Source organism: Polaromonas sp. CG_9.7, from assembly GCF_015752205.1.
In the GTDB taxonomy this organism is placed as follows: domain Bacteria; phylum Pseudomonadota; class Gammaproteobacteria; order Burkholderiales; family Burkholderiaceae_C; genus Polaromonas.
On the sequence record NZ_JADOVG010000007.1, the window covers coordinates 52605 to 79016 of the forward strand.

Annotated in this window: 25 protein-coding genes; 13 read left to right on the plus strand and 12 right to left on the minus strand. The window is 62.6% G+C overall.

Annotated elements, in window-relative coordinates:
• Nucleotides 1-58: 58 nt before the first annotated feature.
• Nucleotides 59-2605 carry a hypothetical protein gene (locus tag IWX87_RS08865; protein ID WP_196863169.1) on the minus strand — a complete coding sequence of 849 codons (2547 nt, stop codon included), beginning with the start codon at nucleotides 2603-2605 and terminating at the stop codon, nucleotides 59-61.
• Nucleotides 2606-3137: 532 nt separating this feature from the next.
• On the opposite strand from IWX87_RS08865, the gene IWX87_RS08870 reads away from it, so the two are divergent.
• From IWX87_RS08870 to IWX87_RS08910, 9 genes are all read left to right on the plus strand, one after another.
• Complete coding sequence (locus IWX87_RS08870) at nucleotides 3138-3578, plus strand: universal stress protein (RefSeq protein WP_196863170.1); 441 nt, start codon at nucleotides 3138-3140, stop codon at nucleotides 3576-3578.
• A 10-nt stretch (nucleotides 3579-3588) separates the two neighbouring features.
• Entirely contained in the window at nucleotides 3589-3882 is a 294-nt protein-coding gene (locus IWX87_RS08875) for a DUF4389 domain-containing protein (protein ID WP_196863171.1), read from the plus strand.
• 394 nt (nucleotides 3883-4276) lie between these two features.
• On the plus strand, nucleotides 4277-5059 hold the full coding sequence (locus IWX87_RS08880) for a transporter substrate-binding domain-containing protein (RefSeq protein WP_196863172.1): 783 nt from the start codon (nucleotides 4277-4279) through the stop codon (nucleotides 5057-5059).
• A 131-nt stretch (nucleotides 5060-5190) separates the two neighbouring features.
• Complete coding sequence (locus tag IWX87_RS08885) at nucleotides 5191-5862, plus strand: amino acid ABC transporter permease (RefSeq protein WP_196863173.1); 672 nt, start codon at nucleotides 5191-5193, stop codon at nucleotides 5860-5862.
• Nucleotides 5859-6638: an amino acid ABC transporter ATP-binding protein gene (locus tag IWX87_RS08890; RefSeq protein ID WP_196863174.1), complete on the plus strand. Its 780-nt coding sequence runs from the start codon at nucleotides 5859-5861 to the stop codon at nucleotides 6636-6638. Before IWX87_RS08885 ends, IWX87_RS08890 begins: the two co-directional genes overlap by 4 nt.
• Before the next feature lie 27 nt (nucleotides 6639-6665).
• Nucleotides 6666-7898 carry a cysteine desulfurase-like protein gene (locus tag IWX87_RS08895; protein WP_196863175.1) on the plus strand — a complete coding sequence of 411 codons (1233 nt, stop codon included), beginning with the start codon at nucleotides 6666-6668 and terminating at the stop codon, nucleotides 7896-7898.
• 5 nt (nucleotides 7899-7903) lie between these two features.
• Complete coding sequence (gene hydA / locus IWX87_RS08900) at nucleotides 7904-9316, plus strand: dihydropyrimidinase (RefSeq protein ID WP_196863176.1); 1413 nt, start codon at nucleotides 7904-7906, stop codon at nucleotides 9314-9316.
• 19 nt (nucleotides 9317-9335) lie between these two features.
• On the plus strand, nucleotides 9336-10271 hold the full coding sequence (locus IWX87_RS08905) for a MurR/RpiR family transcriptional regulator (RefSeq protein ID WP_196863177.1): 936 nt from the start codon (nucleotides 9336-9338) through the stop codon (nucleotides 10269-10271).
• Between the two features lie 2 nt (nucleotides 10272-10273).
• Nucleotides 10274-10804 carry an ureidoglycolate lyase gene (locus IWX87_RS08910; protein ID WP_196863178.1) on the plus strand — a complete coding sequence of 177 codons (531 nt, stop codon included), beginning with the start codon at nucleotides 10274-10276 and terminating at the stop codon, nucleotides 10802-10804.
• 124 nt (nucleotides 10805-10928) lie between these two features.
• Here IWX87_RS08910 and IWX87_RS08915 read toward each other — a convergent pair whose 3' ends face one another.
• Complete coding sequence (locus IWX87_RS08915) at nucleotides 10929-11732, minus strand: NYN domain-containing protein (RefSeq protein WP_196863179.1); 804 nt, start codon at nucleotides 11730-11732, stop codon at nucleotides 10929-10931.
• A gap of 159 nt (nucleotides 11733-11891) precedes the next feature.
• On the opposite strand from IWX87_RS08915, the gene IWX87_RS08920 reads away from it, so the two are divergent.
• Both IWX87_RS08920 and IWX87_RS08925 read left to right on the plus strand, forming a co-directional pair.
• Nucleotides 11892-12803 (plus strand): dienelactone hydrolase family protein, encoded by a 912-nt coding sequence (locus IWX87_RS08920; RefSeq protein WP_231374695.1) that lies wholly within the window; start codon nucleotides 11892-11894, stop codon nucleotides 12801-12803.
• Nucleotides 12796-13980, plus strand: coding sequence for a glycerophosphodiester phosphodiesterase (locus tag IWX87_RS08925; protein WP_196863180.1), 1185 nt, complete (start codon nucleotides 12796-12798; stop codon nucleotides 13978-13980). Before IWX87_RS08920 ends, IWX87_RS08925 begins: the two co-directional genes overlap by 8 nt.
• A gap of 21 nt (nucleotides 13981-14001) precedes the next feature.
• On the opposite strand, the gene IWX87_RS08930 is transcribed toward IWX87_RS08925, so the two are convergent.
• A complete protein-coding gene (locus IWX87_RS08930; protein ID WP_196863181.1) occupies nucleotides 14002-14649 on the minus strand; it encodes a glutathione S-transferase in 648 nt (215 codons plus the stop codon).
• Between the two features lie 283 nt (nucleotides 14650-14932).
• Between IWX87_RS08930 and IWX87_RS08935 the strand changes: the two genes are divergently transcribed.
• Together IWX87_RS08935 and IWX87_RS08940 are read left to right on the plus strand one after the other, a co-directional pair.
• The gene (locus tag IWX87_RS08935; protein ID WP_196863182.1) at nucleotides 14933-15343 is read left to right on the plus strand and encodes a hypothetical protein; all 411 of its coding nucleotides are present in this window, start codon (nucleotides 14933-14935) and stop codon (nucleotides 15341-15343) included.
• A 316-nt stretch (nucleotides 15344-15659) separates the two neighbouring features.
• Nucleotides 15660-18446 carry a PAS domain-containing protein gene (locus IWX87_RS08940; protein ID WP_196863183.1) on the plus strand — a complete coding sequence of 929 codons (2787 nt, stop codon included), beginning with the start codon at nucleotides 15660-15662 and terminating at the stop codon, nucleotides 18444-18446.
• Nucleotides 18447-18459: 13 nt separating this feature from the next.
• Here the strand turns inward: IWX87_RS08940 and IWX87_RS08945 are convergent, their stop codons facing one another.
• The 9 genes from IWX87_RS08945 to IWX87_RS08985 are packed head-to-tail and all read right to left on the minus strand — an operon-like array spanning nucleotide 18460 to nucleotide 26405.
• Nucleotides 18460-19989 carry a cobyric acid synthase gene (locus IWX87_RS08945; RefSeq protein ID WP_196863184.1) on the minus strand — a complete coding sequence of 510 codons (1530 nt, stop codon included), beginning with the start codon at nucleotides 19987-19989 and terminating at the stop codon, nucleotides 18460-18462.
• Nucleotides 19990-20004: 15 nt separating this feature from the next.
• Complete coding sequence (locus IWX87_RS08950; RefSeq protein ID WP_370583846.1) at nucleotides 20005-21123, minus strand: aminotransferase class I/II-fold pyridoxal phosphate-dependent enzyme; 1119 nt, start codon at nucleotides 21121-21123, stop codon at nucleotides 20005-20007.
• Nucleotides 21120-22166 carry an adenosylcobinamide-phosphate synthase CbiB gene (gene cbiB, locus IWX87_RS08955; RefSeq protein WP_370583832.1) on the minus strand — a complete coding sequence of 349 codons (1047 nt, stop codon included), beginning with the start codon at nucleotides 22164-22166 and terminating at the stop codon, nucleotides 21120-21122. Before cbiB ends, IWX87_RS08950 begins: the two co-directional genes overlap by 4 nt.
• A 1-nt stretch (nucleotide 22167) precedes the next feature.
• A complete protein-coding gene (bluB, locus tag IWX87_RS08960) occupies nucleotides 22168-22938 on the minus strand; it encodes a 5,6-dimethylbenzimidazole synthase (protein ID WP_370583833.1) in 771 nt (256 codons plus the stop codon).
• Nucleotides 22892-23473, minus strand: coding sequence for a cob(I)yrinic acid a,c-diamide adenosyltransferase (gene cobO, locus IWX87_RS08965; protein ID WP_196863186.1), 582 nt, complete (start codon nucleotides 23471-23473; stop codon nucleotides 22892-22894). The genes bluB and cobO overlap by 47 nt, the downstream gene beginning before the upstream one ends.
• Entirely contained in the window at nucleotides 23464-24243 is a 780-nt protein-coding gene (gene cobA, locus IWX87_RS08970) for a uroporphyrinogen-III C-methyltransferase (RefSeq protein WP_196863187.1), read from the minus strand. Before cobA ends, cobO begins: the two co-directional genes overlap by 10 nt.
• On the minus strand, nucleotides 24233-24583 hold the full coding sequence (locus IWX87_RS08975) for a ferredoxin (protein ID WP_196863188.1): 351 nt from the start codon (nucleotides 24581-24583) through the stop codon (nucleotides 24233-24235). Before IWX87_RS08975 ends, cobA begins: the two co-directional genes overlap by 11 nt.
• A complete protein-coding gene (cobJ, locus tag IWX87_RS08980) occupies nucleotides 24580-25575 on the minus strand; it encodes a precorrin-3B C(17)-methyltransferase (protein WP_196863189.1) in 996 nt (331 codons plus the stop codon). The genes IWX87_RS08975 and cobJ overlap by 4 nt, the downstream gene beginning before the upstream one ends.
• Nucleotides 25572-26405 carry a CbtA family protein gene (locus IWX87_RS08985; protein WP_196863190.1) on the minus strand — a complete coding sequence of 278 codons (834 nt, stop codon included), beginning with the start codon at nucleotides 26403-26405 and terminating at the stop codon, nucleotides 25572-25574. Before IWX87_RS08985 ends, cobJ begins: the two co-directional genes overlap by 4 nt.
• Nucleotides 26406-26412: the final 7 nt, after the last annotated feature.

Consider the following 26412-nt stretch of genomic DNA (forward strand, 5'->3'; position numbering starts at 1 on the left):
CCATGAAAGCCGGGCAGGCGCGTGGATCGCGCCCGCCCGGTGCCGCTGGCGGGCCAGCTCAGGTGTTGACCCAACCTTCTGGGTCCTGGCCGCCGCTGGAAACGGTCTGGCGCAGGCTGTCTTTTCCCCGACCGCCCTGGCTTGATGCAACCGGCGCATAGTCATTTGCCCGGAAGCCTTCCACCGAATTGTCATCGGCCCGCACGCGGTAGCCACTGACTTCTCCCGCCGATACCGTCTTTTCACGAGGAGCCTGCGGTTCAGCTGGCGGCGACGACGGCTGGCCCATCACCACGGGCTGGGCGGTGGGCGCGGCTGGCGGCTGAGCCACCGGCGTGACCTGCGGAGGCGCTGGCGGCTGGCCGCCCACGCTGGCGGGGGTTCCCACGTCCGGTGGCGCCGGTGGCGCCGCAGTGCTGGCGCCCGACCCTGCGCCGTCCAGGCCATCGGCGGCGCGGACCACTACATCGGAAAACATCTCGCGCTGCGTCAGCGACCGCTTGGTCACGCCGGGGTCATCGGCCATCGGTACGTTGATCATGATCGCGCCATTGCCAATGGCGTTTTCCCATGGCCCGGTCCAGGCCTGGCCCTTGGTGGTCAGGCTGCCGCGCACCGTGACATTGACGCGGTACTGGTAGTCGGTCTTGAAGTCGGCCTGGCCGGTGTAGATGCGCCAGAAGCGCGGCTCCAGCTGGTCGGACGACAGGAAGCGAAAACGCGTGACCTTGTCGGCCCGGTTCTTGCCGTCGGCGCGCTGGCCCTTGCCGCGCATTTCGACCTCGACGATCTCGGCGGTGGACTGGAGTTCAACGCTCAGCGCAATCGGCCCGACATCCAGTGTGCCCGCCGAGTCGGCGCGGGCTTCCATGATGTTGTCATTCGACAGCGTGCCGTTGGCGCCGGGGTCCAGATCGATCACGTTTTGCTCGACATCGATGTGGAAGAACGGAAACTCGCTCTCGGTCGGGGGCTCGAGCAGGTGGATCTTGCGCTTCATGTAGGTGGCGTCGGGCTCCCACGAGGCGGGCGGATTCGACACCTCGCCCTTGCGCCACTGGATCCACACCGGCCGGAAGGTCAGGTCGGGCGAGTCGCTCTTCTGGAAGGTTGCGGGCTTCCAGCCAATCGTGCCGCCCGAGTCGGGGTAGCCAACCTGCGCCGAGATGAAGGCCACCGGCTCGCCGGCCCAGTTCCGGGCTTTGTCAGGCCAGTTGACCACCGGCTTGACGATGCGGAACAGCTTGCGGCTGAGTTCGCCCAGCACCAGGCGCTGGAAGTACTTGCCCTCGGCCTTGGGATCGTTCTTGATCTCGTTGTAGAAGCCTTCGAGCGAGCTGGAAATGGTGTGCGGCTGGTTGTAGCGGAAGTAGCGCGTCTCTTCATACTTCAGGTCAAGCTGTGTTTCGTCACGCCGGAACTTCAGCGCCAGGCCGGCGTTGTAGCCGAACAGCGAGCCGAACAGGCCGCCTCCCGAGGTGGATGCCTGGGCCGGTTCGACCTGCGGAGGGGGCGGGTCGAAAATCACCTTCTTGGCCTGTTCGGTGAACTGCGTGACGATCAGGTCGATGCGCTGGTTGATCATCTTCTCCATTTCCTGCGCGCCCGGCATGGTGCCGTCGATGTCCACTTCCACCTTGATGTCGCCGTTGACGCGCAGGTTGTTGAACTCGGCCTTGATGTCGGCGGAAAACCACAGGTAGCGGGCATTCATATGGGCCGAGAAATGCTGGAAGATGCGATCCCAGCTGCCGACGATCTTCACGCGCATCAGCTGCGACCACATCGGCATGATCAGGTTTTGCGTCACGAACAGCGGGCTGTAGGTGCCGTGAAAGCCGGCCCAGACGATCTCGCTCGGGATCGGGCCGATGACGCCGCCGTAGGCGTTCTCGCCACCCGTGATGGAGCCCGGGCCGCTGCCCTGGATGCGCCAGGCCCAGGCGTCAAGCTGCGCGCCCCGGAAATTGCGGCCGTGCGGCACCGGCGCCCAGGCCGAGCGTGAGCCGAGCTGCATGAAGTCGCGGCTGCGCGGGCCTTCGGGCGCGCCGGGCTCGCCGCCTCCCGCCCCAGGCGTGGGATTGGCCACCCCGCCGGTGCCGCTGCCGGCATTGGCGCCAATGCCAGGCGTGGCGCCCGACGAATCCGGCGCCAGGCTGGAAATGGCGGTCTGGTTGGAGGTGATAGGCGCAATGCGGATTTGCGGGGCAACGCGCGTGCGCAGTCCCCAGTATTTGTCGTTGCGGCCGCTGAAGCGTTCCAGAATCTGCGTTTCCGCCTGTTTCAGGACGCTGGGCGGAAAACGCGATGTCGTGGTCAGCGACAGCACGCCGCCTGAGGTTTCGCCCTTGTCAATGCCGGCGATGCTTTCGTCGAAAACACCGACGAAGTGAATGTGCCGGAACTTGAAGTCGTTGTTGGCAGCATTGCGCGCCAGCCGGACTTTTTCCGGGATGTAATAGAAAACCGGCGGCTTGCGCTCACGCTGCAAGGCGTCGTTGTTGCGATCCGGCAGGAAAAGCAGCGTATGCCCCTCTCCCGCCTCGTCCTGAATGACAAACTCTTCGAAGCCACCGGCAAAAACCGGCCCTACAGGATCGGACATCTCGTGTTCTCCTCTGGTTGGGTTCAGGGTCTCCAGGTATTGAAGGCCCGGCTATCACGAAGGAAGTGTTCAAGCCTAGGGTTCATTCGCGATGGTCAAATTTATACGCTTGCCTTGCACGGGCCTCAAGCGCCAGCCAGCCCAAAAAGTTACAACAAGTGGGCATACCGAATAAGCTGGTTTGCTGAAACCAGTACTTTCAACAGGACAGGTAATGAGCCAAATTTGTGAATTTTTATATAAAACAACAAAGATGGCTCGACAGCAAAATTATTGCTTCTCGCAAAATTTGTTCAAGCTCGACTTGAAATGCTTGTTGCAATTTGCAGCAAAACAGGGTGTTTTGCGAAAGGCATAACGGCTGAATTCACCCCTGCCAGCAAACTGAAACTGGCAGCAGCAAGCCTTTCGAACCAAATGGTCTTGACCTGGCCCGGCACCTGTGACATGGTGGTCAGGACCTTATCGGTTTCTGAAACTTCAGAACTTTCTTAAAACACAAGCAAATTCAAAATCAAAGAAAGAATCCCTCATGTTCAAACACATCCTTCTTGCGACCGACGGCTCCGTCGCCTCTGAAAATGCCGCCCGAATCGCCGTTGACATGGCCCGCACCCACGGCGCCCGCCTGACGTCGCTTTACGCGGTCGACCCCTATCCCTATCTGGGGATCGGTGAGTCCAATCCGCTGGGTTTCCAGTCGTATATGTCCGCCGCCCATGAACATGCCACCCAGGCACATGCCAAGGTCGCCGAACTGTGCAGCCGTGGCAGCGCGCCGGTGGCCCTGGTCACCCGCATTTCGGAGGACCTGACGGCATCCGAAGGCATCGTGACGATTGCCACGGATGAAGGTGCCGACCTGATCGTCATGGGCTCGCACGGCCGCACCGGCCTGGCGCGGCTGGTGGTCGGCAGCGTGACGGCCAAGGTCCTGGCGACGGCTTCGATCCCCGTGCTGATCACACGCTAGCAAGCCACTCATGAGCGACGACATGCGCGCGCTCCCGCCGCCGCCCCGCAAGCTGTGGGTCCGGGCGCTGCTGATGATCCTGCTGGCGGCGTCGTTCCAGCTGGCGGCCTCGGTCCTGCTGTTTCTTTGCGTGCTGCAACTGGTGCTGACCGCCACCAGCGCGCCCAACCCGAGGCTGCAGCAGCTGGGCCGCAGCCTGGGCCGCTACCTGTTGCAAATCGCCGAGTTTGAAAGCTTTGGCAGCGAAGAACTGCCCTTCCCGTTCAGCCCCTGGCCAGCGGGCAACGGTCAGATCAATCTATAGCCATAGCGCGAAATCTCCCTGGCTGCCCCTCACGGCGCACAAGGCGCCTGACCGTCTTTAGCTACTGTATTCATAGCTACTAACGCATGACACGCCTGCGCCAGAGGCATATTTCATGCTGAAATTTCTGCTTTCTGGTTAAAAACGAATCAGCAATGCGCTTTGACGGCCTGCATGCTGTCCGGGCCACTGTTCGTCTGGCCCTCAAATCAATGCACTGGAAGCGTGCAAAAAACACTGCACCGCACCATATTGGCGCAAATAATTCATTATAAAAACTTATTGAATCAAATAATTTACTCTGATAGAGTGACTGCTACCGGACAGCTTTTTTTGTTCTCGCCAAGCCGGCCTCCTGCCCTTTCACCGTTTCCATTCACTGGAGTCAGACAGCATGAAATTCAAACTCTGCGCCGCGATGCTCACCCTGGCCGCTTCTGCTGCCCTCCCGGCCTTCGCCGCCGACTGGACGGTCGGCGCCAACGTCGGCAACGTGCCTTGGGAATTCCAGGACGCCAGCGGCAAGATCGTCGGCTTTGAAATCGACCTGGTGAACGAAGCCGCACGTCGCGCCGGCAAGAGCGTGCAGATTGAAAACATTCCGTTCAACGGCCTGTTCTCGGCGGTGCAGTCGGGGCGCATCCAGATCGCCGTGTCGTCCATCACCATCACGCCCAAGCGGCTGGAGTCGGTGGCCTTTGCCCAGCCCTACTACGACAGCGACCAGTCGCTGTCGGTGCTCAAAGCCACCAAGATCAACCGCCTGGAAGACATTGCCAGCAAGACCATTGGCGTGGACACGGGCTCCACCGGCGACATGTACGCCACGCAAAATACCGCGAAGTACAAGATTGCCACCATCACCCGCTACGAAGGCCTGGCCCCCGCCATGCTGGACCTGGCGGCAGGCCGCATCGATGGCTACATCAGCGATATTCCGGCGGTCGAGTACTACATCAAGGACAAGCCGCAATACCGCATTGCCGCGCGCATTCCCACTGGCGAGCGCTATTCCTTCATGACGGCGAAGAACTGGCCCGAAGGCGCCCGGCTCAACGACATCCTGACGGAAATGAAAAAAGACGGCTTCGTGTCCAAAACCCACCAGAAATGGTTTGGCACCATGCCGCCGGCTGATTCTTCCACCGTCAAGGTCATGGACATTCCGAAGCTGTAAACCGTCATCGCCACCGGCCGCCCAGGCAGCCGGTGCGCGTCAACCCGCAAGGCATCAACCGCAAGGACGGGCTGCCCTGAGCGGCCTTTTTTAAATCCGGCAACGACGCCCCCCACAGCAGGCCCTTCCGCATGGATTTGATCGACACTTTTTTCAACTGGGGCGTGCTGCGCGGCGCGCTGCCCATGCTGATGCAGGGCCTGGGCATCACCGTCATGCTCGGCGTGGTCAGCATCGTGCTGGGCCTGATCGGTGGGCTGCTGCTGGCGTTGCTCAGGCTGTACGGCCCCTTGCCCGTACGCGGCACCGCCCGCATCTACATCGACGTGTTTCGCTCGATTCCGATCCTGGTGCTGCTGGTGCTGGTGTACTACGCCTTGCCCTTCGTCGGCGTGCGCCTGTCGTCGTTCGCCTCGACCGTGCTGACGCTTTCCCTGGTGTCGGCAGCCTATACCGCCGAGATTTTCCGCTCCGGCATAGAGGCCTTGCCCAAGGGGCAGTTCGAGGCGTCCGAAGCCATGGGGCTGAATTTTCTGGACACGATGCGCGATGTTGTGCTGCCGCAGGCCTTTCGCATCGTGGTGCCGCCGCTGACCAGCAACTGCATCAATGTGCTGAAAGACACCGCGCTGGCATCGGTCGTGGCCATGCCCGATCTGCTCAAGCAGGCCACGCAGGCGCAGGCCCTGGCCGCCAACCCGACGCCGCTGATCGGCGCTGCCGTGCTCTACCTGCTTTTGCTGCTGCCGCTGGTGCGGCTGGTCGGCTATTTTGAAGCGCGCCACCGCGCCGCCACCCGATGACCACAGCCACTTCATTGCAGTCCAAACCCCTGACCACTGCCACGCCGCCGCTGATCCACATCAGCCAGCTGCAAAAGCGCTACGGCGACTTCATTGCGCTGCACGACATCAACCTCGACATTGCCGAGGGCGAGGTGGTCGTTGTCGTCGGCCCGTCGGGTTCGGGCAAGTCCACGCTGATCCGCTGCATCAACTTGCTGGAGGACTACCAGCAGGGCCAGATTTGCGTCGATGGCCAGCCTGTGGTGCGCGGCAAGACCCTGGCGCAGGTGCGGGCCGAGGTCGGCATGGTGTTTCAAAGTTTCAACCTTTTTCCGCACCTGACGGCCTTGCGCAATGTGGCACTCGGGCCACTGCGCGTGCGCAAATTGAGCCGGGCAAAAGCTGACCAGCGGGCCGCCGAACTGCTGGCCAAGGTGGGCCTGGCCGACCACGCACACAAACTGCCGGCGCAACTCTCGGGTGGCCAGCAGCAGCGCGTGGCCATCGCCCGTGCGCTGGCGCTGGAGCCGAAGGTGTTGCTGTTTGACGAGCCGACCTCTGCGCTTGACCCGGAAATGGTCGGCGAAGTGCTCGACGTGATGCAGAACCTGGCGAAGTCCGGCGTGACCATGGTCATCGTCACCCACGAGATGGGCTTTGCCCGCCGCGTGGCCGACCGCGTCATCTTCATGGAAGCCGGCCGCGTCATTGAACAAGGCCCGCCCACAGAATTTTTTACCACCCCCCGGGAAGTGCGCACCAAGGCATTCCTGCAGGCCATCGTCAACCATTGAATCCGGAACTCCCAAAACATGAGCCCAATGCAACCCACACTGAACCTTGACCTGGTGCGCGCCGAATTTCCAGGCCTGGCCAGCGGCTACACCTACCTGGACAATGCCGGCGGCTCGCAGGTGCTGGCCCGCGTCGCCGACCGGGTGCGCGACTACCTGCTGACGAGCAGCGTCCAGCTGGGCGCGAGCTATTCCGAATCGGTCGCGGCCGGCGAGCGCGTGATTGCGGCCCGGCGTTCGGTGGCCCAGCTGATCAACGCTGCGCACGAGGACGAAGTCGTGATGGGGAGCGCTTCCACCAGCCTCATGTTCTTGTTCACGCAGGCGCTGCTGCCGGGCATCCGGCCGGGCGACGAAATCATCGTCACCAACACCGACCACGAGGCCAACATCGGCTGCTGGACACGGCTGGAAAAGGCCGGAGCGGTCATCAGGTTCTGGAATGTCAACCTCGACTCGCTGGCGCTGGACCTGGCAGACCTGCAACAGCTGCTGAATCCGCGTACCCGCTGGGTGGCAATGACGCATGCGTCCAACATCCTGGGCACTGTCAACCCGGTGGCCAAGGTGGCCGAGCTGGTGCACCAGGCCGGGGCGCGGCTTATGGTCGATGCCGTCGCCTATGCGCCGCACCGCCTGGTCGATGTGCAGGCCAGTGGCGCGGACGCCTACGTCTTCAGCTTCTACAAGGTCTTCGGTCCGCACTTCGCTGTGCTCTGGGGCAAACGCGACATGCTCTTGCCGCTGCCCAGCCTGAACCATTACTTCATCGGCCCTGAAGTTCTGCCTTACAAGCTGCAGCCCGGCAACGTCAACTATGAGCTGTCGTATGGCTGCATCGGCATTTCAGATTACCTGTGCGCCATGGGCACGGCGCACGGCGCCACAGGCAGCCAGCGCCAGCTGATGCAGGCGGCGTTCGACCTGTTCGAGCACCACGAGGACCTGCTGGCCGAGCGGCTGCTGTCCTTCCTTCGCAACAAAGCCGGCGTTCGCATCATCGGCCTGCCGGCGCAGACGGCTGGAGAGCGCGTTCCGACCATCAGCTTCGTGGTCAAGGGCCGCCCCTCCGAATCGATCGTGCGTCACCTGGACCGGTTCAACATCGGCATCCGCTTTGGCGACTTTTACGCCAAGCGCCTGATCGAAGCGCTCGGGCTGCAAAGCCAGGGCGGCGTGGTGCGGGTGTCGATGGCGCACTACAACACCGTGCAGGAAATTGACCGGCTGGTCCGCCACCTTGACCAAGCCATCGGCTGAACACCATGAACGCCACCCTGATCCGCAACGGCCGCGTCATCACGGCCACCGACGATTACACCGCCGATGTCCTGATGCAGGACGGCGTGATCCATGCCATCGGCAGAAACATGGTCGTGGGCGAAGGCGTGAAGGTGATTGACGCCAGCGGCCTGTATGTGCTGCCGGGCGGCGTGGACACTCATGTCCATCTGCAAAACATCATCGGCCCGACGGTCACTTGCGACACTTTTGCCAGCGGCACGCGGGCAGCGGCTTTCGGCGGCACCACGACGGTGGTCGACTTTGCGCTGCAGACCGCCGACGACTCGCCGTTAGAGGCGATTGCCCGGGCGCAGCGCCTGGCCGACCCGCAGGTCAACGTGGACTACAGCCTGCACGTCATCGTGACGCGCGTCGATGCCCAAGTGCTGGCCGACGTGCGCCACGCCATGCGGCACGAAGGCGTGACCAGCTTCAAGATGTTCATGGCCTATCCCGGCGTGATGATGGCCGACGACGCGGCGATTTTCCAGATGCTGCGCCAGGTCGGCGCTGACGGCGGCATGGTGGCGTTGCATGCCGAAAACGGCACGGTGATCGACCTGCTGATCAAGGAAGCGCTGGAGGCTGGACACGCCTCGCCGCGCTACCACGCGCTGACACGACCGGCCATCCTGGAAGGCGAAGCCACGCACCGCGGCATCCGGCTGGCCGAACTGGCCGAGGCGCAGATCTACTTTGTCCATGTCTCGTCCAACCAGGCGCTCAAGCACATCGTCACCGCACGCGCCGAAGGCATTCCGGTGTTTGCCGAAACCTGCCCGCATTACCTGCTGTTCGACGACTCGGTCTACAACAGCGACGAATTCGAGATTGCCAAGTACGTCATGACGCCGCCGCTGCGCACCCCGGACGACCACAAGCATTTGTGGCGCGCCCTGCGCTACGACGACCTGCAGGTCATCGCCACCGACCACTGCCCGTTTTGCATGAAGGAAGGCCACCTGGGCTACCAGCGCCAGAAGATGAGCGGCCTGCATGATTTCTCGAAAATTCCCAACGGCGCGCCCGGCATCGAAACCCGGCTGGTCAGCCTGTTCGACATCGGCGTGATGCAGGGCAAGCTGTCTCTCAACCGCTTCGTGCAGCTGACCTCGACCACGCCGGCCAAATTGTTCGGCCTGTTCCCCAAAAAAGGCACGATTGCCGTCGGCAGCGATGCCGACGTGGTGCTGTTCGACCCGGGCGCCACACAGGTGATCCATGCCGAACACCTGCACAGCCAGTGCGACTACACGCTGCTTGAAGGCCGAACGCTGCGCGGCCAGGTGAAGAAAGTGTTCCTGCGCGGCGAGCTGATCGTCGACGGCGAGGAGTGGCTGGGCCGCGAAGGCATGGGCCGCTTCGTACCGCGTGGTACGGTACAGGCGTTTTGAACTTCCCCGGCACAGCCCCGTGACACCAACAGTCCAGTCCAGAACACCTGCACCCGCCAGACCCGAACGCCTCGCCCGGCCTGCCAACCTGGCCGAATTGCGCGAGATGATCGGCCGGGAAAGCGAACGGCTGACGCCGCGCCTGCGCGCCGCCGCTCGTTACGCACTGGACCATCCCAACGAGGTGGCACTCAACCCGGTGGCGACGCTGGCCAGAACCTCCAAGGTGGCGGCTGCGACCTTTATCCGGCTGGCCCAGTTTCTGGGGTGCGAAGGTTACAGCGACCTGCAGCGGCTGTTTCGCGAACCGCTCCAGCACGCCGGACAACCCAGCTTTCCGCAACGCATACGGCATTTCGGCGGCGAGCAGACGCTGGACAATCCGGACGATCCGGCCCAGGTGCTGCAAGCGTTCAGCCAGGCCAACATGGTGTCGCTGGAGCATCTGCGCGCCGACGCTGCCAGCCTGCCGTTGCAAGCCGCCATCGATTTGATCGAGCAGGCCACGCTCGTGCATGTGGTGGGACTGCGGCGGTCGTATGCCGTGGCCGCCTACCTGGCTTACGCACTGAACCGGGTAGGCTGCCCGACCGTGCAGATCAACGGCCTGGGCGGCAGCATCCACGAGCAGGCCTCGATAGCCGGCGCCGGCCAACTTTTGATTGCCGTCAGCTTTCCGCCGTATGCCGGCGACACCCTGCAGGTGTGCCAGCAGCTGAGCCGGCGCGGCGTGAAACGGCTGGCCCTGACAGATTCCATTTTCAGTCCAATTGCACAAGGCGCCGAGTTGGTGCTGGAAGTCAACGACGCCGAATTGCTGGGCTTCCGTTCGCTGTGCGCCGCCATGAGCCTGGCGCAAACGCTGGCCATGGGTGTGGCCTTCAGCAAGCGCAGCAAGCAGCGCATGGGGTCCGCCGAAACGTTTGAAACTGTCCTCGAAGACATCGACTGCTAGCCATGACCCCTGTTCTCCTGAAGCCCGAGCCGCTGACCGCCGCCGCATTTGCGCCGTTTGGCGATGTCATTGAAGCGTGCGACAGCGCACAGCGCCTGCAAATCAACCAGGGCCATGCCGAGCGCTACCACGACCTGGCCTGCGTCGATCTGGCGGGCCATGGCGCCAAGGCACTGATCAGCATCTTTCGCTCGCAACCGCGCCAGTTCCCGCTGTTCCTGAACGTCCTTGAACGTCACCCGCTGGGCAGCCAGGCCTTCATGCCGCTGGCGGCCCTGCCTTATCTGGTGGTGGTGGCGCCCGGCCTGGAAGCGCCTGATCTGCAGGGGCTGCGCTGCTTCATCGCCGCTCCCGGACAGGGCGTCAACTATGCGCGCGGAACCTGGCACCATCCGCTGCTGTCGCTGGACGCGACCACTGATTTCCTGGTGGTCGACCGGGGCGGACCGGGCGTCAACCTGGAAGAATACGCCCTGCCGCCCGAACTTATCCGGATTCTTGCGCCGGCTGATGGCCTATCCAGCTGGTCCTGAAGGCCACGGAAGGCATGGCGCTATGAATTGATCTGTTTTCAGCACAAAAAAGGCACTATCCGCATACCCAGCTTGCATAATCAGCTATCTTTTTTATAGTCCCTTGAGAACAAGAAAGCGGCTATCAGCGCAGCCGCAGCAGGGGCGGCTGGCCATCTTCGCTGACTTCCAGCAGCGCGCCGAAAGCCGACAGCATGGCCGGAAAATTCGCGTGGCCATGTTCTTTCGGATCAAAGGTCGAGTCCAGCCGCAGAATCATCTGCCAGACGGCTTGCGGACTGACCCAGGCATCGCCCTGGGCCTGGGCCAGCAGGCGAACCGCCCGTGTCAAGAGCCCGGCGGCGGCATCGTCGGCAAGCAACTCCGCCGATGGCGTTAGCGCGTGTTCAGGTGCCTGCAGGTTGTCCAGCAGGGCTTCGTAGTAATGGAAGGCATGGCAACTCTTGGCCCAGTGGCGATTGGTCGATTTGCGCGTGCCGATGCCGATCAGGGTTCGGCCAGCGGCCTTGACTTTTTGCGACACCGGCATGAAGTCACTGTCGCCACCGACGATGATGACCGTGCCAATATGGCCAAAGCGCGCCATGTCTTCCATCGCGTCCAGGCACAGGCTGATGTCGGCGCCATTCTTGGCCGAGCCGCCAGGCGGAAAAAGCTGGATCAGCTCGACTGCGCATTGCAGCAACGCGTCGCGATAGCGGCTGAAATACTGCCAGTTGCAGTAGGCGCGATTGATGGCAATCGGCCCGAAAGAAGCCGCCAGCTCGACCACCGCCTGGATGTCGATCAGCGGCTCCTGCACCCGAAAGCGGTTGTCCTGCTTGCTGTAGGCGCCTTCCTGGCGGGCTTCGCACAGGCTGGCGTGCAGGTTTTCAAAGTCCCAGTAAAGGGCGACAGAGGCTTGGGGTTCGCTGGCGCGCTGGCGCATGGGGGCTCCTGGCAAAGCCATGATGCTAACGCGCCGCACACTGACACAGGCGCGGCCGTTCCATCGGACTCGCCCGGCGATAACCCCATGGCTTGCTGCCCATGAAAAGACCGCACGGCGGCTGATCGGCGCGCGGCGTATTCTGCTATTTTTTTAACCATGGAACGCCCCATGCCGCCACGCCTGACCGCGCAAGACTTTGACCAGGAATTGCTGATTCTGTTTGATGCCTACGTCCACGGCAGCCTTGACCGGCGCGGCTTTCTGGGCAAGGCGCAAAAGTTTGCCACGGCGGGGGTGACCGCCGTCGGCCTGCTGGCAGCACTGAGCCCCAATTTTGCGTTGGGCCAACAGGTTCCGCAGGACGATGCACGGCTCAAGAGCGAGCGGACCAGCGTTCCATCGCCCGCCGGCAATGGCAGCATCAACGGCTATCTGGTACGCCCCGCAAGCGCCGACAGGACCAAATTGCCGGCCGTCCTGGTAATCCACGAAAACCGGGGCCTGAACCCGCACATCGAAGACATTGCACGGCGTCTGGCATTGGACGGCTTCATGGCCTTTGCGCCAGATGCACTGACGCCGCTGGGCGGCTATCCGGGCGATGAAGAAAAGGCCCGGACGCTGTTTGCCACGCTGGACCAGTCCAAGGCGATGGAAGATTTTCTGGCTGCCAGCCAGTGGCTCAAGTCACGACCCGACGCCACCGGCCAACTTGGCGCGGTAGGCTTTTGCTACGGCGGTGGTATCGTCCATCAAATGGCAGTTCGCATGCCGGATCTGGGTGCAGCCGTGCCGTTTTACGGCAACACGCCCGCGCCGCCGGCAGCAGCCCAGGTCAAGGCGCCGCTGCTGGTTCACCTGGCGGCCGTTGACGAGCGCATCAATGCCGCCTGGCCGGCGTATGAAACCGCGCTCAACGCAGCGGGTGCTCAATACACGGCGCACCAATACGCCGGGACGCAGCACGGTTTCAACAACGACACCACGCCGCGTTACGACGCTGCGGCGGCACGGCTGTCGTGGGACAGGACCGTGGCCTTCTTCAAAACCAACCTGAAGAATGGATGAGCGGTATCTGGACCAGGCGTTGGGATTCACGAAACGAGACCCGGGAATCTTGATAAAACAGCATTTCTATGTCTGCGCTGCAACCATTGCCATAGTGGGTTTGTCGGCTTGCGGCGCCAGTCCGCACAACACGTCGCATGCCCAACAGGCCACCACCGCGCCCCTGCCCGCCCGACTGGTGATCGGCCACCGGGGCGCCAGCGCATTTCGTCCCGAACACACGCTCGAAGCGTATGCCCGGGCGATCGACGATGGCGCCGATGCGATCGAACCTGATCTGGTGAGCACGCAGGACGGCGTCCTGGTGGCGCGACATGAGAACGAGATTTCCGGCACCACCAACGTCGCCGAAAAACCGGAATTTGCTGCGCGGCGTGCGACGAAGCTGATTGACAACGTCAGCACCACCGGCTGGTTCACCGAAGACTTCACACTGGCCGAACTGCAGACGCTGCGTGCCCGAGAGCGCATTCCACTGAACCGTCCGGCCAGCATGGCCTACAACGACCAGTTTGCGGTGCCGACGCTGCAAGCCGTCATGGATCTGGCCCAAGCCAAAACACTGAAAACCGGCCGGACGATTGCCATTTACCCCGAGATCAAGCATCCGGGCTATTTCAGGTCGATCGGCCTGCCGCTGGAAAAGCGGCTGGTCGATGCGCTGCATGCCAATGGCTACCGGGGCCGCTTGGCGCCGGTGTTCATCCAGTCATTTGAAGTGGCCAGCCTGAAAGAAATACGCACGCTGACCGACCTGCGCAGCGTGCAACTTCTGGCGGGACGCGGCAGGCCTGAGGACTTCAGGCTGGCAGGCGATGCGCGCACCTTTGCCGACATCGGCACCGCCTCCGGCCTGCGCGAGGTCGCCAGCTATGCCAGCGGCATCGGACCCGAGAAAAGTATGGTGATTCCCCGCGACGCAAAAAACCGCCTGGGCAAGCCGACATCGCTGGTGGCGGATGCGCATGCAGCGGGCCTGTTCGTGCACCCTTACACATTTCGCCCCGAAAACCCCTTCCTGCCAGCCGAACTGCAACTAGGCGATGCGGCGTCGCCAAGCCAGCATGGCAAGCTGGCTGACGAAATCAGTACCTTTTTGCGGGCCGGCGTTGATGGTTTCTTCACCGACGACCCGGCCACCGGTCGCGCAGCGCTTGATGCCTTCAACAGCCGCTGAACGCCTGGCCTTGCATCCGGTTCAGGCGGCGGGCTTGGCCTGGTAGGCCTTGCGGTCAGCCAGCACTTTCTTGGCTGATGGCCGTTCACTGACCAGGCGGATGTAGGGCTTGTAGTCAATACCAGCCGCCAGCAGCAAATCCTCGCCCAACACCGCCCGGGTGGCCATGCCGACCAGGGGCAGGCTGGCAAAAGCAGAACAGTCGGCCTGGGTGAACAGCTCGCCCGCCACATAAGGCGAAAATTTTGCCAGTTGCTTGAAGGCAGAAATGTTTTTTTCAAGCTGCTTGCGAACCCGCACCTGCGTTGATTCACTGACCGTTCCGCCAAAAAAAGCCTGGCCGTAAAGTTCCCGCGCGACGAGTTCCAGGTGCAGTTCGATATAGGTGATGAGTTCGCGCACCTTGGCGGCAGCAAACGGGTCGGCCGGCAGCAGCGCCGGTTCGGGATAAGCCGATTCGATGAACTCCATGATCGCCTGGCTTTCGCACAGGCCGCCCTCGGGCGTGCGCAAAAAGGGCACCTTGCCCAGCGGCGAAGCCTGCAGCGCCGCAGCGTCGGTTATGGGCAGCGTCACCACCTCTTCGTTAAAAGGCACGTCTTTTTCAAGCAGCGCCAGCTTGACCTTGTTGTAATAGTTTGAAACCGGAAAGCCGCAAAGGGTTAGCATGAAATGGATGTCTCCTCAAGTTGGGACTGCCAGTTTAGGTGGAGTCTGGCCAAAAGCCGGCAACGGCTGCGACAACGGCGCGGGTGCAGGGTCATTCACCACCGCGATTTCAGCGATACGGCCTGGCCAGAACTCTTGATTTGTTGTGATTCGCAGGGCAGGAAAACCCAGCGTCCGATGCTCCGTTCTTTCAACTTCCTGATAATCAGCGTCACAGTCCAGGCCGGCTTGGTCCCCTTTCCATCATTCATCAGGAGTCACCCGTTTGCGAACACCCTTGTTTATGGCCGTCATCCTTGGCAGCTTTTTTTCAGCCCATGCAGCCAAGCCGCTAACGCCTGCGGTTGCATCGCATCCCCTCATTGCAAGCTGGTCCTGGACCTTGCCAGGCAAGTCATGCACCGAGCAACTCCACTACCGTGCCAATGGCACGCGCCAGGGCAGCAGCGGCGAAGAAACGACGAAAAGCCGCTACGAAGTCACGCGCATTCCCAGCCTGCTGGGCTTTTACCGCTTGAGCGAAACCGTGACCGACAGCAACGGCAAAAGGGATTGTTCGGGCGACCTGCATGAGGCGCCTGGCGAGCCGCTGACGCGATACATTCAGTTCAGCCCGAAAAAAGACCAGTTCATCGTTTGTCGCGAAGAGTCGCTGGAGGCTTGTTTTGGTCCCTTCAAGCGCCTGCCAGGCTAGGCTGTCCGGATTGAGACGGCCCCGCATAAAAGTCTTGTCCTACAGGCAAATCATGCCTGCGGTGCTACAAGGATTTTTAAAGCAATACATGAATATTTGGCTACCCTGCAAACAGCAAGAAGGCGAATTTCAGACAGCGCCTGGCTGCAAGCAACTGCCTACAAGCAACCTAAGGGAAGTCCCCCTCAATGCCCATAACGCAAGCAGGTAAAGATATGATCGGGCGTTTTTGCCCAGAAACCACTGGGCACATGGACTGGTTTGTGCAACGCACGACATGACAAATCCAGCCTCATCCTGAAGCAGTCTTTACTTTATGTACCAAACATCCCCTGCAGCTTCCCTGCCCATGCGTTACCTGGGCCTGTCCTATGCCCAGCGCATGACCGAAGCCTCAAGATGGAAGCGGTATGCACTGGCAATACTTTTCTTCCTCGTTGCATTTGCTGCACGCTTTGAGTTGATTGATGTTTTGCCTGCCAAAGGTTTTCCTTTCCTGACCTTTTTTCCGGCGGTGCTGCTGGCGACTTACCTGGCAGGTCTCGGCCCCGGGCTGCTCGCATCTGGACTGAGCTTTCTGGCGGCCTGGCTCTTTTTCATCCAGCCGGATCGGTTAGTCCCCCTGACCGGTGCCGACATGGTCGCCTTGACTTTTTTCTCGGCTATCTTGCTCATTGACTGCCTGGTGATTAATGTCATGAAGTCTGCACTGGTTCGTGTAAACCGCACCGAGCAGCAGTTGCGCGAATCCAGCCAGAGGCTGCGACTGATGCTGGACAACCTGTATGTCTATGTCGGCATTCTCGACCTTGACGGCACGCTGCAGGAGGTGAATGAGGAATTTCTGCTGGCGGCCAATGTGCGCAGGGTTGACGTAATGGGCCGTCCACTGTGGGAAGCCTCGTGGTGGGCCAGCGATGCAGGAAAGCAACAGCTGCGCGCCGCCATCGGACGTGCATCGGCCGGAGAAACCGTGCGTTTCGACATCGAATTGGCGCGTTCCGGAAACACCTTCACGATTGATTTCCAGGTCGGCCCGCTGCGCGAGAGCAACGGGCAGATCACGACCCTGGTGGCCAGCGGGGTGGATGTGACGGCCCGGGTGCTGGCCATGGCCGCGCTCCACGCGAGCCGCAAAGAGGCCATTAGCGCGGCCGAAGCGGAACAAGCCGAGCGCCGTGTGCTCAATGCCACCTTCAACGCGGTGCCCGCGGGCATTATCGTGGCCAACGCGGAAGGCAAGCTGCTGCGGATGAACAAGGCCACCGAAGATATCTGGGGCATGGCGCCATTCTCGGAAAATGTCAGTAACTACGGTGAGTGGAGGGGCTGGTGGGCTGATGGGTCGGCGCGGCACGGACAGCGGATACTGGCGCATGAATGGGGGCTGGCGCGCTCGTTGCAGGGGGAAACCTGCCATGAAATCATCGAGATTGAGCCCTTTGGCCAGCCGAACGAGCGGCGGTTCACCGTGCTGTCGTCAGCGCCGGTTCTCGGCGCTGACGGTCAGGTAGTCGGCGGCGTCGTGGCGCAGGTAGACATCACGGACCGCATCCGTGCCGAGAAGGCGCTTCGCGAGCGCCAACAGTTGCTGCAAAGCACCATGGACAACTTTCCCACCGTGATTGCGTACAAGGACATTGACGGCCGTTTCCTAGACGTGAACCACAAGGTGGAAAAAGTCCTCGGAATGAGCCGGCAGGCCATCTGCGGACTGACGATGTATGACCTGGTGCCATCAGCCTATGCCGATGAGTCGCGCCAGCAAGAGCTGAAAGTGATGCAGACCCTGCAGGCCATCCAGACCGAACGGATAACACCACTTGACAGCGGCACGTTGTACTACCTTGACACCAGTTTTCCCCTGATCGACATTGACGGACGTGTCTACGGCACCGGCCATATCTCGCATGACATCACAGCCATCCGGCTTGCCGAACAGGCGCTGAACGCCGCCAACGAAAAACTGCGCGAAGCCGATCGTCAAAAAGACGAGTTTCTGGCGACCCTGGCGCATGAGCTGCGCAATCCGCTGGCGCCCATCCGCACCGCCGTCGAGGTGATACGGCTTCGCAATCCGGCAGACCTGGCGGTGCAGCGGGCGCGCACCGTCATTGAGCGCCAGGTGCTGCATCTCACGCGACTGGTGGACGACCTGCTCGACGTTGCCCGCATCACGCGCGGCACGGTTCATCTGCAGCTCGAAACGCTGAACCTGCGTGCGGTGGTGCAAAGCGCCATCGATTCAGTGCAATCCACGCTTGATGCCGCCGGACTGACGCTTACCTACCCGACCGACCAGCAGCCGATCACCATTCGCGGCGATGCGACACGGCTGGTCCAGTGCGTCGTCAACCTGCTGACCAATGCCATCAAGTTCACACCGTCTGGCGGCTGCATCTGTGTTCGGGTTGCCCAGGAAGGCGGCACGGCCGCCATCGAGGTCAGCGACAACGGCAGCGGCCTGCCCGCAGGAAGTCTGGAAAGAATCTTTGAATTGTTCATTCAGGACCGGCCCAGCGGCCTGCATGGCAACACCGGTCTTGGCATCGGCCTGGCATTGACGCGCAAGCTGCTGCTGCTGCATGGCGGCAGCGTGCAAGCCACCAGCGCTGGACCCGGTCAGGGAAGCACCTTCCGCATCGAATTACCCGCTGGTGGCACGTCCGAAAGCGTGCCGGCGCCGTCAGCCGAACTGCCGTTTGTTGACGGTGCCGGCGCACGCGTGCTGGTGGTGGAAGACAACCGCGACGCGGCTGACCTGCTGGCCGAAATGATGGACATGATGGGCTTTCGGGTCAGCGTGGCCTACACCGGGGAGTCGGCACTGGCCGCCATGACCAAAGACATGCCCGACGCTGTGCTGATGGACATTGGATTGCCGGACATCAACGGCTACGAGGTCTGCCGCCGCATGCGCCGCATTGCGGTCGCACGGCAGCCAGTGGCGATCGCCCTGACCGGATGGGGCAACGACACCGACCGTGACCAGGCCACCGAGGCGGGGTTCAACGGACACCTGACCAAGCCCGCCGAACCTGACCAGATCGTCGCCCTGCTGCACGAACTGATTGCCGCAGCGGGCGGCCCTGTAGCACCCTGAAAAACCGTTGAGATCAATCAGCGTTGGACTGGCTTGATTTGCTGCCAACCACTGGCACTTTTTCACGCGCGTCAATCAGCGATGCCAGCATGCCGGGCTCGAAATGCTGCTCGACATAGTCGGCCAGCCCGTCAAACACCGACTCCAGCGTTGGGGTGGCGGCGCCAAACAGCGCTTGCAGCACACGCGGGTCTTCGAACATCCCGTGCACGTAGAGGCCCAGCACATTGCCGGCAGCGTTTTGCCAGGCCAGCCCGTCGCGCATGACCGGATACGCAATGTCGCCCGCAGCCGCCATCGCTGTGTGCGGCGCAGTCTGGCCGTGGTGGATTTCATAGCCCTGCACGTCAACCCCTGACAAAGCCCTCCATACCCCGCGCACTGGCTCGAATCTGGCCTGACGGTGCTGCACGGTCTTGGTTTCGTCAAACAGCGTGACCACTGGCAGCAATCCCAGGCCGGGGCCATTGCCGTCGATGCCGTGCGGGTCGATCAGCGCTTCGCCCAGCATTTGCAGGCCGCCGCAAATGCCCAGCACCGCGCCGCCACGGTGGGCATGTGCAGCAATCGCCTGGTCCAGCCCCTGCGCGCGCAGCCAGGCCAGGTCGGCGCTGGTGGCTTTGGAGCCGGGCAGTATGACCCAGTCGGCCGCGTCCAGACCGGCCAGCCCGGACGGGCTGCGCACCCATTTCAGGCGCACGCCGGGAACGTTTTTCAGCGGCTGGAATTCATCCAGGTTGCTGATGCGCGGATAGGCGATCACCGCCACGGTCCTGGTGACCATGCCGGCGGCTGTGCTTCGGTCGTCAAACACGCCGTCTTCTTCAGGCAAGCCGTGCTGCCACCACATCGGCAACGTGGCGACGGTGGGCACGCCGGTCAGATCCTGCAGCATCTGCGGGCCGGGCGCCAGCAGGCTGGCGTCGCCCCGGAACTTGTTCAGCACAAAACCCTTGATCAGCTTTTTTTCGGCGTCATCGAGCATCGCCCACGTGCCGTACAAATGGGCAAAAGCGCCGCCCCGGTCGATGTCGGTGACCAGCAGGCAAGCGGCGTTGGCGTGCAAGGCCACGCGCATGTTGACGATGTCGCAAGACTTGAGATTGATCTCGGCCGGCGAGCCCGCGCCCTCAATCACCACCACGTCGTTTTCCGCCCGCAACGCATCCAGCGCCTGCGCCACCACCGGCCAGACCGACAGGCTGCGGCCGCGCCATTCCATGCGCGAGAGTTCCGGGCTGACCTGGCCCATGAGCACGACCTGGCTTTGCGTGTCTTTTTCGGGCTTGAGCAGCAATGGGTTCATGCGTACTTCGGGCGTGGCGCGGGCCGCCAACGCCTGAAAATACTGCGCGCTGCCGATCTCGCCACCCGCCACCACGCGTGCGTTGTTGCTCATGTTTTGCGCCTTGTAGGGCGCGACCTTCAGCCCCTGGCGCGCGTAATAACGGCACAGCGCGGTGGTCAGCCAGCTCTTGCCGGCGCCGCTGGTGGTGCCCAGCACCATGACGCAGCGGGCCAAAGGCGATTTATCGGGAATCATGCAAGCCTTTATTGATCAATTGGTGATGGCGGTTAACGATGTCCACGCCATTTTCAACGCAGCTTGCGCCTGCGGTGGCTGCACACTCATGCGCACATGGCCGGGCAAGCCGAACGAGGCGGTGTCGCGCAGCTGGATGCCTTGGGTTCGCAATCGGGCCAGTGAGTCTTGCAAACTCAGGCCTTCAGGCAATGCCGGATTCGCACAGAAAAAATTCGCATCGCTGGGCAGGCAAACCCAGCCCAGGGACTCGCACAAATGGATTTGCCGGGCTTTCCAGTCACGCAGCGTGACCAGGCTTTCGGCCAGCCAGGCTTGCACATCGGGGCGGGTCCAGGCTTGCAGCAGCGCCACGCCATGCGCGCCCACGGGCCAGGACGCACTGAGCTGGTCGAGGGCGACAATGGTTTCTTCGGCGTTCACCGGCGCAATCGCATACGCGGCGCGCACGCCGGTCAGGCCCAGCGCCTTGTTTGGCGTCCAGAGTTGCCAGACGCTTTGCAGTTGCGCCGTACTCAATGTTGGTGCGCCGCCCAGGCGCAGCGGCTCATAGGCACGGTCCAACACACACAGCGCGTCAGTGCCCGCGAATGAATGCCGCGACTGGCCGCCCCAAGCAAGTTCAGCCCCGCAAAGGGACGGCGAACTAGGCGAAGCGAGTAGCGTAGAAACCATTTTCTCCAGCTCCGCCTGTGCAAGACCCAGCGGGCTGGACGGCTCGCAGGCCCAGAGCAATTGCGCGGCATCAGGTTCGGCGGCTACCACCAACTTATGCGCACGGGCGGCTTGCGCATAGTCGCCGTAGCTGTGCGGCGGCAGCCAGACGGTGCCGCCCTGCCCTTTGGTTTGTGCCGTTTGCGCGGCCAGAGCCGTGATGCGGAAAATGAATTCGCTGGCGCTGGCGGCCAGCACCACGCGCAGCACATCGACCCCATGAAAATCGGCCAGTTGCTGGCGCAATGTGCTGTAGCTGGCGTCGGGGTACTGGCTGGCATCGGCTTGCCGGACGGCCGCTTGTGCCGCTGGGCACGGCGCGCAGGCGTTGCCGTTGGTGGAAAAATCGTATGGCGCCGCGCCGAAGCGGTCAGGGCCGCCATGAAGGCGCAGTGGCAGCGGAAGCATCGCGTTTTTCATATCCATGAAATGACTACAAAAATAATAGCTGCCAGAGCAACTGCAGCATGCGCAAAGACCACTTTTGATGCATATTTCTGCGCCAGAAGCACATCCTCGGCTTGCGGTGCGCGCCCGGTGGCGTTCAGGGTGTACACGCCGGGCTTGCTCACGCTGATGCCCAGCGCCAGCGCCATGGCCGCCATTGGCCAGCCGCTGTTGGGCGAAGGGGTTTTTGCCGCTTGACGTTGCATTTCGCCCGGCCAGAAGTTGCCCGTGACGCCCATCAGCAGCACGCCCGTCAGCCGCGCCGGCAACCACGACAGCACATCGTCGGCATGCGCCGCCCATTTGCCGGCCCATTCCCAATATTGACCTTTGTAAGTGCCGCGGTAGCCCCACATAGCATCGGCGGTGTTGGCAAAACGGTAAACGGCTGCGCCCGGCAGGCCCAGTAGCACGAACCAGAAAATCGGTGCCACCACCGAATCATTGAGGTTTTCAGCCAGGGTTTCGATGACGCTTTCGCGCACCTGCACCGCCGTCAGCGGCGCGGTGTCGCGGCTGACCAGCCACGACAGGCGCGCGCGTCCGGCGGACAACGACTGCTGCAGGGCCGTCTCAACCGCGCCGGCTTCGTCATGCAACATGCGCCACGACAGCATGGACTTGGTGAGCCAAGCCATTGCCATGAGCAGTGCGGCGGCGGCCAGTCCGGTTTCCAGTGCCGGTTGCAGGATGAACAGGGCCAGCTGCCAGAAGGCCAGCGCCTGAAGCGCCCAGGCCAGTGCGGCAACGCCCAGCGCGCCCACACACCACGCCAGCGCGCCGAGAACAAACGCCAGCGCAGGCGGGCAAGCCACGCTGACACGGCCGCAGGCCTGGAGGTAATGGCCCATCCAGACCACCGGGTGAAACGTCGCCGGCGGCTCGCCAAAACGGCGGTCAATCCACAAGGCCAGCAGTAAAACCGCCAGCCACACCAGCGCCAGCGCGGACGCGCTCAATCCGGCCATGCCGCCGGAACTCAGAAACGGGAAAAAACTCGCCCAGCCCATCAGCATGTCAGGCGCCCGGGCCTTGGCCTTGCGGGATGTCTCCGGCGGCGGGCGTTGCCAATTGACCCCAGCAGTCGTCAAACACCATGTCCGACAGCGCAGCCCGACGCGCCCATTTTTCAGCCTGCAGCATGGGCTGGTCGTAAAAGGCGTGGACCGGACCGAGGCACAACATGGCGATGGGCCTGCTGCCCTCGGGCATCTTCAGCAGTTCGGCCAGCTTCACGGGGCAAAAAATCGACACCCAGCCCATGCCCAGCCCCTCGGCACGGGCGGCCAGCCAGAGGTTTTGAATCGCACAGGCGGCAGACGCCAGGTCCATCTCGGGCAGGGTGCGGCGGCCAAACACGTGGGCTTCTCGCCCCGGCGGCAGGGCCACCACCAGCAGCTCGGCGGCGTCAAGCACGCCCTGCACTTTCAGCGTCATGAATTCGTCTTCACGCGCGCCCAAAGCCTGCGCGGTCAGCACACGTTCCTGTTCGACCAGCGCGTGCATGGTTTCGCGCGGCGACTGGCTGCGCACCCGGATAAAGCGCCACGGCTGCATGAAACCGACACTGGGCGCATGGTGCGCGGCCGACAGCAGGCGCTGCAGCAGGTCGTCGGCCACGGTGCCGCCACTGAAATGGCGCATGTCGCGCCGTTCGTGAATGGCGCGGTACACCGCCTCGCGCTCGGGCAGGCTGAAAGCGTGGGTGACCTGACCGGTGTCAGCAGGCGCGTTCACACCCTCAGTCTTCAATGCCGCGCTGGGCCGGAATGCCCGCGTTGAACGCATGCTTGATCTTGGTCATTTCAGTCACGGTGTCGGCCAGCGCAATGATCTCGGGCGGGCAGCGCCGGCCGGTGATGACCACATGCACGTCTTTGGGACGGTTTTGCAGCGTCAGCAGCACGTCGTCGAGCGGCATCCAGCCGTAGATCAGCGGATAGGTCATCTCGTCGAGCACGACCATGAAGTTCTCGCCGCCCATGATTTCGGCCTTGGCTTTTTCCCAGCCATTGCGCGCGAGCTGGGCCGAATGCTCCAGGTCCTGGCTTTTCCAGCTGAAACCATCGCCCAGCCCTTCAATCGGAATGCCCAACTGCTCGAACATGCGGTGCTCGCCGAAGCGGGCGCTGGGCACCTTCATGAACTGGAAAATCTTAACGGCCCGGCCATGCACATGGTGGCGGCCGTGGGCGCGCAGCGCCAGGCCAAAGGCGGCGGTGCTTTTGCCCTTGCCGTCGCCGGTGTTGACGATCAGCAGGCCCCGGCGTTCGCCTTCGGGTTTTTCGTAGGGCTTGTCTGACGGTGGGGTTTCTATTTGCATGGGGCTCGCTGTGCAGGAGGGTGGAAATCAGGGCTGAGTTGTACGGTCTCGCCAATGATAAGCAAGCCGGGCTGAGGACCATACCCTGTGGCACGCGCAACCAGGTCGCGCAAGCCGGTGGCAATGATGGTCTGGGTGGGGCGCGCGCCATCGCGAACGATGGCGGCAGGGGTATCAGGTGCCAGGCCGTGTGCAATCAATTGATGGGCTATTTGTGGCAGGCGCTGCAGGCCCATGTAAAAAACGCGCGTCTGGCCGGCCTTTGCCAAGGCTGTCCAGTCGTGCGTCGCGTCGTCGTCGGCCAGGTGGCCGGGCAAGAAAACACAGCTGCCCGCCAGGTCGCGGTGGGTCAGGGGAATACCCGCCGCCGCCGAACACCCACTGGCCGCCGTGACGCCCGGCACCACCTCAAAGGCAATGCCTGCCGCCTGCAAGGCCTGCACCTCTTCGCCGCCGCGTCCGAACACATAGGGGTCGCCACCCTTGAGCCGAACGACTCGCCGGCCCCTGCGTGCATGCTGAACCAGCAGCGCATGGATGCCGGTTTGCGGCACGGCGTGATTCCCCAGGGCCTTGCCCACATACACGCGCTCTGCCGCCTCGGGGATCAAGGCCAGCACCTCGGGCGTGATCAGGCGGTCATACATCACCACCTCGGCACGCTGGAGCCGGTCACGAGCCCGCAGAGTCATCAGATCGACCGGGCCGGGACCGGCGCCCACAATGGACACAAACCCCTGACCGGACGGCCGCAGGGCCTCAGCTTGCATCGCAGCCATCCGGTCCCTGGTGAAACACCAGATCGGCCACAGGCTGGCCGCCGACCAGATGCTGATCGATGATGCGGTCCATGTTGGCCGGGGTGACGTTGTAGTACCAGACGCCATCAGGCTGCACACACATGACCGGTCCGCCCTTGCAGGCGGCAAAGCAGCTCACCCGGCTGCGCTTGACGCGCATCTCGCCCTCGTGCAACCCCGCTGCCTTGAACTTGTCGCCCAGACTGTCATACAGGTGCTGGGAGGCGCCATCTTGCGTGCAGCGCGTCCCGGTGCAAATCAGCAGGTGGCGTTTGTAGTTGCCAATTTTTGGCTTGACCACCTCGTTCATGCTTCAGATTCCTCGGTGCTGGCCGCGTCTTCCTTGAGCGCAACTTCTTCTGCCGGCGTCATGAGCACGGCCTCGATATAGTCTGCTGGCAGTTTGTGCCGCAGCGCCAGTGCCGCAATGCTTTCGCCCTCGGTATGGTCAGCCTTCAGGTTTTCCATCCAGCCCAGCAAGCCGGTGGACAACGAACGTCCAGGCCTTTCGCCCTGGCGGGTACTGCCGTCGCCATGCAGCTCGTACTTGTTGGCGTAACCGCGCGGAGTCACCATCAAGCCGTGACGGATAAAGGTGTTGCTGTTGCCAATCAACACCGTCGTCAGCATGCCGATGTCGCAGTCCGACATTTTGTCCAGTGTGGTGAACTCAATACGCTCGCGGCGTCGATACGCTGACTTGACCACCGCCACCGGTGTGTCTGGCCTGCGGTGCCGAAGAAAAAGTCGCTGCGCTTCCACGATTTGCTGGGTACGCCGGCCGCTTTTGGGGTTGTACAAGGCGACCACAAAGTCAGCGGCGGCTACCGCGTCCAGGCGGCGGGCTATCACTGGCCAGGGCGTGAGCAGGTCGGACAGGGAAATCGAGCAAAAGTCATGTGTGAGCGGCGCACCCACCAGCGCCGCGCAGGCGTTGATGGCCGACGCGCCCGGCACGACTTCAACCTCCACGTCAGACTCGGGCGTCCAGCCAGCTTGAAACAGCACCTCGTAGGTGGGCCCGGCCATGCCGTACACGCCGGCATCGCCGCTGGAGATCAGCGCCACCTTCTTGCCTTCGCGGGCGCTGGCCAGCGCATGCACGGCACGGTCTAGTTCTTCGGTCATGCCCTTGCGCACGACTTCCTTGCCTTCCAGCAAATCAGCCACCAGCTTGATATAGGTGACATAACCGACCACCACGTCAGACTCGGCAATGGCTGCGCGCGCACGGTGCGTCATGTGGTCGTGGCTGCCGGGGCCAATGCCCACCAGCATGATTTTTCCTTGCGGGCGGGTCATGGGTTCACCGCCTTGCCGGCAGATGCAAGCGGCCTGGCGCGTTGAATCGTTGCCTCCATTACCGGACGCAGCCAGCGCTGGAACGCCGCGCCGCACACCATCCCCATCGACACCCAGAAAGACAGTGACAGCCAGGTGGTGGCCCAGATGAACTGCGTGCCGAGTTCGCGCAATTGCGCCTGAGCCTCACCGCTAAAACCGGCCAGCGGGTCAGCGCTGATGTGCGGCGCACCCACGACAAAAGGCAAGGCCAGCCACGCTGCCGCTGCCGCCCAACGCCATGCACCCCGCAGACCGGCCAGCGAAACACAGGCCAGCGCTGCGCTGCCTGCCGCCAGCATCCACCAACCCTGGCGAGAGCCCAGGCGGGCCGCGTCCATGCCGGGAATCTCGGCATGCAAGCCGAGCGAGGGCCAGAAATGGAAACTGAGCCAGCCTGCAGCCGCCACCAGCAAACCCAGCGGCAGGGAACGCATTACCGTGCCGCGCCACAGGCAGACACCCATGACGGCATACACCAGCAGCGCCATGCTGAAGGCATGGAGGACATTGGCCACCCAAGTCCATGCATTGCGCTCGACACCATCTGCCGGTGACCATGCCTCTGCCGTGCCGTGTTCATCATGTGAAGACGCAACACTTTCGGCGTGGACATGCGTCATGGTGGCGGCTGGTGTTGCCAGCGCGTCCGGTGCTTCGGCCTTTTGCCCCTCATACACTTCGGCGGCATGAACAATCGGCACGGCCTGCCACTGCTGCACACCGGACTGCACACTGCCGACCATCATTGCGGCTACCAGTGCGGCCCAGATCAATCGTTGAAAAATCATGGTTGAT

What these genes read in the sequence shown, in the direction of transcription:
- cobJ (WP_196863189.1), bottom strand. Translation starts at nt 25,575, where the DNA reads ATGACCCGCCCGCAAGGAAAAATCATGCTGGTGGGCATTGGCCCCGGC.
- IWX87_RS08985 (WP_196863190.1), bottom strand. Translation starts at nt 26,405, where the DNA reads ATGATTTTTCAACGATTGATCTGGGCCGCACTGGTAGCCGCAATGATG.
- IWX87_RS08895 (WP_196863175.1), top strand. Translation starts at nt 6,666, where the DNA reads ATGCAACCCACACTGAACCTTGACCTGGTGCGCGCCGAATTTCCAGGC.
- IWX87_RS08865 (WP_196863169.1), bottom strand. Translation starts at nt 2,605, where the DNA reads ATGTCCGATCCTGTAGGGCCGGTTTTTGCCGGTGGCTTCGAAGAGTTT.
- IWX87_RS08915 (WP_196863179.1), bottom strand. Translation starts at nt 11,732, where the DNA reads ATGCGCCAGCGCGCCAGCGAACCCCAAGCCTCTGTCGCCCTTTACTGG.
- cobO (WP_196863186.1), bottom strand. Translation starts at nt 23,473, where the DNA reads ATGCAAATAGAAACCCCACCGTCAGACAAGCCCTACGAAAAACCCGAA.
- cobA (WP_196863187.1), bottom strand. Translation starts at nt 24,243, where the DNA reads ATGCAAGCTGAGGCCCTGCGGCCGTCCGGTCAGGGGTTTGTGTCCATT.
- bluB (WP_370583833.1), bottom strand. Translation starts at nt 22,938, where the DNA reads ATGCGTTCAACGCGGGCATTCCGGCCCAGCGCGGCATTGAAGACTGAG.
- IWX87_RS08910 (WP_196863178.1), top strand. Translation starts at nt 10,274, where the DNA reads ATGACCCCTGTTCTCCTGAAGCCCGAGCCGCTGACCGCCGCCGCATTT.
- IWX87_RS08890 (WP_196863174.1), top strand. Translation starts at nt 5,859, where the DNA reads ATGACCACAGCCACTTCATTGCAGTCCAAACCCCTGACCACTGCCACG.
- cbiB (WP_370583832.1), bottom strand. Translation starts at nt 22,166, where the DNA reads ATGCTGATGGGCTGGGCGAGTTTTTTCCCGTTTCTGAGTTCCGGCGGC.
- IWX87_RS08870 (WP_196863170.1), top strand. Translation starts at nt 3,138, where the DNA reads ATGTTCAAACACATCCTTCTTGCGACCGACGGCTCCGTCGCCTCTGAA.
- IWX87_RS08920 (WP_231374695.1), top strand. Translation starts at nt 11,892, where the DNA reads ATGGAACGCCCCATGCCGCCACGCCTGACCGCGCAAGACTTTGACCAG.
- IWX87_RS08950 (WP_370583846.1), bottom strand. Translation starts at nt 21,123, where the DNA reads ATGAAAAACGCGATGCTTCCGCTGCCACTGCGCCTTCATGGCGGCCCT.
- IWX87_RS08930 (WP_196863181.1), bottom strand. Translation starts at nt 14,649, where the DNA reads ATGCTAACCCTTTGCGGCTTTCCGGTTTCAAACTATTACAACAAGGTC.
- hydA (WP_196863176.1), top strand. Translation starts at nt 7,904, where the DNA reads ATGAACGCCACCCTGATCCGCAACGGCCGCGTCATCACGGCCACCGAC.
- IWX87_RS08875 (WP_196863171.1), top strand. Translation starts at nt 3,589, where the DNA reads ATGAGCGACGACATGCGCGCGCTCCCGCCGCCGCCCCGCAAGCTGTGG.
- IWX87_RS08885 (WP_196863173.1), top strand. Translation starts at nt 5,191, where the DNA reads ATGGATTTGATCGACACTTTTTTCAACTGGGGCGTGCTGCGCGGCGCG.
- IWX87_RS08880 (WP_196863172.1), top strand. Translation starts at nt 4,277, where the DNA reads ATGAAATTCAAACTCTGCGCCGCGATGCTCACCCTGGCCGCTTCTGCT.
- IWX87_RS08945 (WP_196863184.1), bottom strand. Translation starts at nt 19,989, where the DNA reads ATGATTCCCGATAAATCGCCTTTGGCCCGCTGCGTCATGGTGCTGGGC.
- IWX87_RS08935 (WP_196863182.1), top strand. Translation starts at nt 14,933, where the DNA reads ATGGCCGTCATCCTTGGCAGCTTTTTTTCAGCCCATGCAGCCAAGCCG.
- IWX87_RS08940 (WP_196863183.1), top strand. Translation starts at nt 15,660, where the DNA reads ATGTACCAAACATCCCCTGCAGCTTCCCTGCCCATGCGTTACCTGGGC.
- IWX87_RS08925 (WP_196863180.1), top strand. Translation starts at nt 12,796, where the DNA reads ATGGATGAGCGGTATCTGGACCAGGCGTTGGGATTCACGAAACGAGAC.
- IWX87_RS08975 (WP_196863188.1), bottom strand. Translation starts at nt 24,583, where the DNA reads ATGAACGAGGTGGTCAAGCCAAAAATTGGCAACTACAAACGCCACCTG.